Genomic DNA, 691 nt, shown 5'->3' on the forward strand with positions numbered 1-691 from the left:
TTATTTAGAAGCACCGAAGAAAGCTATAAATCTACCAGAAGGGTCTCCTACAAAGCATCAGTATGTGAGGCTGGATTCCTATAACCCTCACACAGGCGAGATTGTCTCTCGTAAGTATACCCAGCTTAGTGAGGTGTCAGAGGAGACTGCAATTCGTTACTTAAAGGAACTATCGGATAAATACGCACCTGGGACAAAAATAGCGGATGTACCATCCAATATAAGCGGTGCTAATGCCGGTATCTTCAAGGCAAATAATGGAAAAGTTCTTGATGGACAAATGATCCTTGAGGTGCCTGTGCAGGACAAAGTTGTACCTAAGAAGGTAATAGATTATGCAAATAAGCACTATATTAAGATTAGAGACATCAACGGAAAGATCTACAATTAATTATGAAAGTAATATTTAATAGAACCTGGGTTGGTAATTACATAGGTACAGAAGAAACCACCCTATGCCAATTAGATGGTTACAACAAAACTCGCTATTCTCGTCGCAAGAAGAAAGAGGGGCTGTTGGAGCTTGCTTCTCGTGAAGCCCACGAGAAGCAAGAGGTCTACTTTGCAACGATACTCAATGATGATGGTAGCCCCTACTGTGCTATTGAGTCCAATGTGGGATACTTTGGGGTAGACTTTTTAGGAGAAGATCTTGACAACTATCTCATCTATACATTTAGAGACTTTACAC

The 691-nt window shown here is 40.7% G+C and carries 2 pseudogenes; both read left to right on the forward strand.

The window, feature by feature from the left end:
* Positions 1-391, forward strand: a pseudogene (locus X919_RS16820) (hypothetical protein); the annotation flags it as partial.
* 2 nt (positions 392-393) lie between these two features.
* Positions 394-691: pseudogene (locus tag X919_RS0104570) on the forward strand (hypothetical protein); the annotation flags it as partial.

Source organism: Prevotella sp. HJM029 (assembly GCF_000599605.1).
Taxonomy (GTDB): Bacteria; Bacteroidota; Bacteroidia; order Bacteroidales; family Bacteroidaceae; genus Prevotella.